Here is a 5,818-nt window from a genome sequence, read left to right as displayed (position 1 = left end):
TTGTGGTTGTGCCTTTTTTCCGTGTTGTCTGGGATCCTGTGGGAGCGAATTCATTCGCGAAAGCGGTGTTTCAGGCGATGAAAATACATCGACTGCACTGGCCCCTTCGCGGATGAATCCGCTCCCACAGCTTTTGGGTTGCCCCTGTTCCAGGGTGACAGGGGCTATCCAGTTCTCAGACCCAGACAGCATCCCAGAGCGGGTAATCCCCGAGCCGCTGTACCAGACCCGCCCGCAAAGGGTTGGCCACGATATAGCGCGCCAAATGCTGCAGATTCTGTTCACGACGCACTGACACGTCATGAAAGCCGGGCTGCCACAAACGACCGGATTGATGCAGTACTCGATTGATTGTGACCGAGCTGCTGGCTTTGACCTGTTTGACGAGCGCTGCGAGCGAGTCTTGCTGAAGCTCCAGCAGCCAGTGGAAATGATCGGGCATCACCACCCAAGCCATCGACCTGGCCAAACCTTGCTCCTGCGCTCGCCTGAACTCATGAACCAATAAGCGGCCTATACGCCAGTCAGCGAACACGGCCTTGCGATGCTCCACTGTCGACGTGATCATATAAATGCCCCCTACTTGCGGACATCGGCCTGAACGCAGTCTCAATGAATGAGCTTGACCGGGCATCCTTGCCCCTCCCTCTGTATGAATTCAGTGTTTGAATCTACTGCTCACGGGATCTGAGCACCGGCCTCGAGTTTTTCAAAGTGTGGAAGGGCAGGGTCTATGAGGGGCCATGTGTGCCAATCCGCTCCCACAGGTTTTGGGTTGTGCCTTGGTTTCCGTATGCCTGGGCTCTTGTGGGAGCGAATTCATTCGCGAAAGCGGTGTTTCAGGCGATGAAAATACATCGACTGCACTGGCCCCTTCGCGGATGAATCCGCTCCCACAAAAATCATCACCCCGGGCCGAAGCCTTGCTGTTCTACCCCCTCCCTCGACGCTGACAAGCCCACCTGCGTAGAATGGCCGCCTTCTGACTTTTGGTATGGCGCATTCCTACACGCGCCATGGACCTATCCGCTTGCATTGGCCCTACGGTCTCGAACGCCTAATAAATGACTATCGATCTTAAAAAACTCCAAGCGACCATCGCGGCTGAAGTCAATCGTCGCGAGTACGAGCGTGTTGCCGGCAACGTCGATACCGCCACGCCTTCGGCCAACCTGCCCAACGATCTGGTCCGTTCTTTCGAAGTGATCGAGCTCGAAGCCTTCCTGCCGCCCGCCGGGGAAAAGGAAGCCGAGGTCGAGGCCGACTACGTGTCCGCTGCCGTCGAACAGGCCCAGGCCCATCCGGAAGACGGCCCGCCGAGCCTGTACCGCAAGTTGCGCGGCCTGCCGGTGATCGGCAAATACGTCGGCCACTACCGCGTCATGCACTTCCTCACCCGTGCCCGCGCGCGGCCGGGCGGGGCGTCGGTTAAGAACATCAGCATCATGCTGGCCAAGGCGTTCCTGTACCGCATTCCCAAGGTCAAAGGCCTGGTCTACCTGATCCGCGAACTGCGCCATATGCCCGGGCGCATGGCCTGGCTGGAATACCAGCTGGCGGACAGCAACACCCGTCTGCGCAACGTCGGCCTGCAACTGCAGAGCCAGGCCAACCAGAGCCTGTACACCCACGCCCTGGCCATCGAGCAGAACGAGCAATACCTGGTCACGCGCATGCAGCGTTTCGAACAGCGTCAGCGCGAACTGGCCCTGACCTTGAGCCAGCTGCACAACCAGGCGCCAGGCGTCGCCGCGTCGACCTTCGTCATGCCGGCCGAAGAACCGGGCATGCCGCATGAGCTGTACGTGGAGTTCGAAGCCAACTTCCGTGGCTCCAAGGAAATGATCCGCGAGCGCCTCAAGGCCAACCTGCCGTATTTCCAGCAGAACGTCGAACGCTTCAGCGAGCCGGTGCTGGACCTGGGCTGCGGCCGCGGCGAATGGCTGCAACTGCTCAAGGAAGCCGGCGTGCCGGCCCTGGGTGTGGACTCCAACACCGCCATGATCCAGTGCTGCACCGACGCCGGTCTTGAAGCCTACGTCGGCGATGCCCTGCAATACCTGGCGGCGCTGCCGGCCGGTAGCCTGGGCGGCCTGACCGCGTTCCACATCATCGAACACTTGCCGCTGGACATCTTCATCAAGCTGATCGACGAAGCCAAACGCGTGGTGCGCAGCGGCGGGGTGGTGCTGTTTGAAACGCCGAACCCGGAAAACCTCATCGTCGGCGCCTGCAACTTCTATATCGACCCGACCCACCGCAACCCGCTGCCGCCAGCGTTGGTGGGTTTTTTGCTCAAGGCGCGGGGCTTCGAGCGTGTCGAAATCGACCGCCGCCACCCGGGCGACCCGGCGCTGCTGCTCCAAGGCGGCGACGAGGGCGTGACCGGCCCGCTCAACCGACTGCTGTTTGGCGCGCAAGACTACGCCGCCATCGGTTATGCCCCCTGATCAAGACTGAGCCGAGCCCATGCATCTGATTATCTGCAATGAACGCCTGCTGTTCCGCTTTGGCGTGGACCGGGTCTTGCTGCTGCTGGCCCAGGGCCTCAAGGCGGCAGGCTGGCACATCACCTTTGTCGCCCATCGCGCCAACCATGACGTGCTCAGCCGCATCACCGACGACATCCACACCCCGCCGCAGCACAGCGGCCCTTACACCGAACTCGATGAAGCCACCGCCGAGTGGCTGCGCAACAACCGTCAGCTGTTCGCCGGCGCCGGCCACGACCCGGCCGGCACCGTCGCGCTGATCGGCGGCTGGCCGTTCTATGCCTCCATTGCGGTATTCCGCCAGTGGGGCATCCCGACCGTTGCGCTGGATTGCGGCGGCGTACCGTACGACGACATGAGCGGCCCGGCCCGCATCGTTCAGGAACGCCTGCGCGCCCAACGCCGCGAATACCTGCCCGAAGCTCGCGTGGTCACGCCGATCAGCCATTTCGTCGCGCGCACCCAAAGCCTGCCGGATGCCGGCCACGGCGTAGACATCGAGATGATTCACCTCGGCGCCGATCACCTGGTCGGCGGCGTCGATCAAAGCCTGTGGCAGAACGGCCATCAAGCCGACGTTTCGCAAAGCAGTGAAGTTAACGAAGGCCCGAGCATCATCAACCTCGGTCGCTGGGAAGTGGGCAACTACAAGAACAGCGAAGGCCTCTACCCGATTGCCCGGCAGATCCTCGCCGTGCACCCGAAGGCGCGCTTCAGCGTGCTGGCCACCGCCGAAGAACTCGACGTACCGGACGACCTCAAGGCGCACATCCTGCCCCTGGGCCACCCGAGCGATGCCGACCTCAATGCCCTGATGGCCAACGCCGATCTGGGCATCAGCGTCTCGCGCTGGGAAGGCTTCAACCTGCCGCTGGCTGAAATGCAGCAACTGCGCAGGCCCGTGCTGGTCCTGAACATCGGCGCCCACCCGGAAGTCGTCGCCACACCGCTGCAACTGTGCCGCGATGAAAACGACATCGCCGCCAAAGCCCTGCAAGTCCTCGCCGGTGAGCTGCTCAGCGGCGCCGAGTGGGACGCGCACCTGGACACCTTCCAGCAGACCTTCACCTGGCAGCGCACCATCAAGGCCTACGCCGACCTGCTCGGCGGCCTCGGTGCCGTGCGCGATCTGCCGGTACCGGCACTGATCATCGACACCAGCGCCTGCCTGATCGACACCGCCAACACCGGCGTCGCCCGGGTGGTGCGCAGCCTGTCGCGCAAACTGCAGAACTTCGGCCAGCCACTGTTCGTGACCTGGGATGAAAGCGTGCAAGCCTATGTGCTGCCCACCGAAGCCGAGTACCAGCGCCTCGGCTCCTACGGTGGCCCGCTCGGCAACCCGAGCCACTATGTCTTGCCGCGTTCCACGGATACCCAGCGCCTGACCTTGAAAGGCCTGGGTCGTCGGCTGCGCAATGGCTGGCTGCTGCAAAGCGAAATCGTCTTCGAACGCCAGGGTCCTGCCCGCCGTGCCGCCGCCCGTGAACTGGGCCTGCAAGTGGCGGCGATCTTCTACGACGCCATCCCTGTGACCCACTCCGAGTGGGTCGCTGACATCAGCATCCGCAACAACCACGCCGCCTACATGAACGGCCTGGCCGAGTGCGACCGCGTGCTGCCGATCTCCCCGGACGCCGGGACCCAGCTGCAAGCCCACTGGGTACGCGAAGGCATCAGCCCCCACGCCGAAGTCACCACCTGCTGGATTCCCGGTGAACTGACCGGCTCGCCGCGCGCCACCACCCCGGCCGCTGCGCCACAGGCCGGTGAGCCGCTGCGCATTCTGTGCGTCTCGACCCTGGAGCCGCGCAAGAACCACAAAACCCTGCTCGCCGCTGTCGCCCGTCTGGCCGCTGACCATCCCGAGCTGGACTGGCAACTGGACATGATCGGCAACCGCTACGCCGGCGCCGATGACATCGTTGAAGCCGTACGCGCCGCCAGTGCCGCCGACCCGCGCATCACCTGGCACGGCGTGGTCAACGACGAGATCCTCAACGACTACTACGCCAAAGCCCATATCAGCGTGTACGCCTCGCTGGTCGAAGGCTACGGCATGCCGATCGTTGAAAGCCTGTGGCACGCCCGCCCGTGCATCTGCCACAACGGCGGCGTCATGGCGGAACTGGCGGCCGAAGGTGGCTGCCGCACCGTCGACATGACCGACCCGGCGGCCCTGGCCGAAATGATCCGGACCCTGGCCGGTGATCGCGCCCAGTACCAACAACTGGCCGAAGAAGCCGTGGTGCGGCCGATCCTCACCTGGCGCAGCTACGCCCGCGAACTGCTGCGCCAACTGGCCAGCCACCGTCCGCGTCCACAACTGGCGCCGCTGCCCCGGCACTGGCAACACCTGCTGATCGACGCGCAACTGGAAGTTGCCCCGGATATCGGCCAACTGGCGCTGGCAGCCCTGTTCGAGCGCCGCCCCGTGGACTGCGCGCTGATCATCGGCAAACAACCTGATTGGCGCACCGCCCTGATCGGCACCCACCTGCCCCAAGCCTGGCACCTGGTGGCGGGGGAGAGCGGCGACGTCAGCAGCCTCGGCCAACTCAGCCGCATCGAAGCGCCGCTGCACGACAGCCTGCCACTGCTGCTCGATGAACTGCGCGACAACGCCATCCGTATCGATCTGATCATTTTGGCCGCCGCACAAACCACCGACAGCGACCTGCTGAACACCCTGAAAGCACGCCTGGACGACCAAAGCGGCGATGGCCTTCTATTAATAGAAGGAAACGACAGCGCCAGGGTGGCCGAACAACTCGGCCTCGTCACCCAAGTCGCCATCGAACTGCCCGGCCTGACCGGCTACCGCTACCCGAATGTCACGGAATAAAGAGCCGATGGTATGGGACCCTGTGGGAGCGGATTCATCCGCGAAGAGGGCGGTACAACCGGTGCAGTTTCAGCGCCTGGAACACCGCCTTCGCGAATGAATTCGCTCCCACAGGTTCAGAGGTCACAGGCTAAGAGGCATAACGGCAACAAAGGCCATACCGGACCTAATGTGGGAAATTCCGAGGCCACAGTAGGAACAAAGGCCATACCGGACCTAATGTGGGAGGTTTGAGACCACAGCAGGAACAGAGGCCCTACCGGATCTAATGTGGGAGCGGATTCATCCGCGAAGAGGGCGGTACAACCGGTGCAGCTTCAGCGCCTGGAACACCGCCTTCGCGAATGAATTCGCTCCCACAGGTTCAGAGGCCACAGGCTCAGAGGCATAACGGCAACAAAGGTCATACCGGACCTAATGTGGGAGGTTTGAGACCACAGCAGGAACAGAGGCCCTACCGGATCTAATGTGGGAGCGGATT

3 protein-coding genes are annotated in these 5,818 nt (G+C 63.0%); 2 read left to right on the top strand and 1 reads right to left on the bottom strand.

What is annotated here, in order from left to right; genetic code table 11:
- Positions 1–175: 175 nt before the first annotated feature.
- Positions 176–634 carry an REP-associated tyrosine transposase gene (locus ACCD02_RS32425; protein ID WP_413310675.1) on the bottom strand — a complete coding sequence of 153 codons (459 nt, stop codon included), beginning with the start codon at positions 632–634 and terminating at the stop codon, positions 176–178.
- 430 nt (positions 635–1,064) lie between these two features.
- Here ACCD02_RS32425 and ACCD02_RS32420 point away from each other — a divergent pair, with 430 nt between their 5' ends.
- Positions 1,065–2,450, top strand: coding sequence for a class I SAM-dependent methyltransferase (locus ACCD02_RS32420; RefSeq protein ID WP_413310674.1), 1,386 nt, complete (start codon positions 1,065–1,067; stop codon positions 2,448–2,450).
- 19 nt (positions 2,451–2,469) lie between these two features.
- Entirely contained in the window at positions 2,470–5,337 is a 2,868-nt protein-coding gene (locus ACCD02_RS32415) for a glycosyltransferase family 4 protein (protein ID WP_413310673.1), read from the top strand.
- The last annotated feature ends 481 nt before the right edge of the window (positions 5,338–5,818 follow it).

Origin of the sequence: Pseudomonas sp. Pseusp88 (assembly GCF_047303955.1) — a bacterium.
GTDB lineage: Bacteria > Pseudomonadota > Gammaproteobacteria > Pseudomonadales > Pseudomonadaceae > Aquipseudomonas.
The sequence above is the reverse complement of the archived record's forward strand: the minus strand, read 5'-3'. Positions and strand labels throughout refer to the sequence as shown.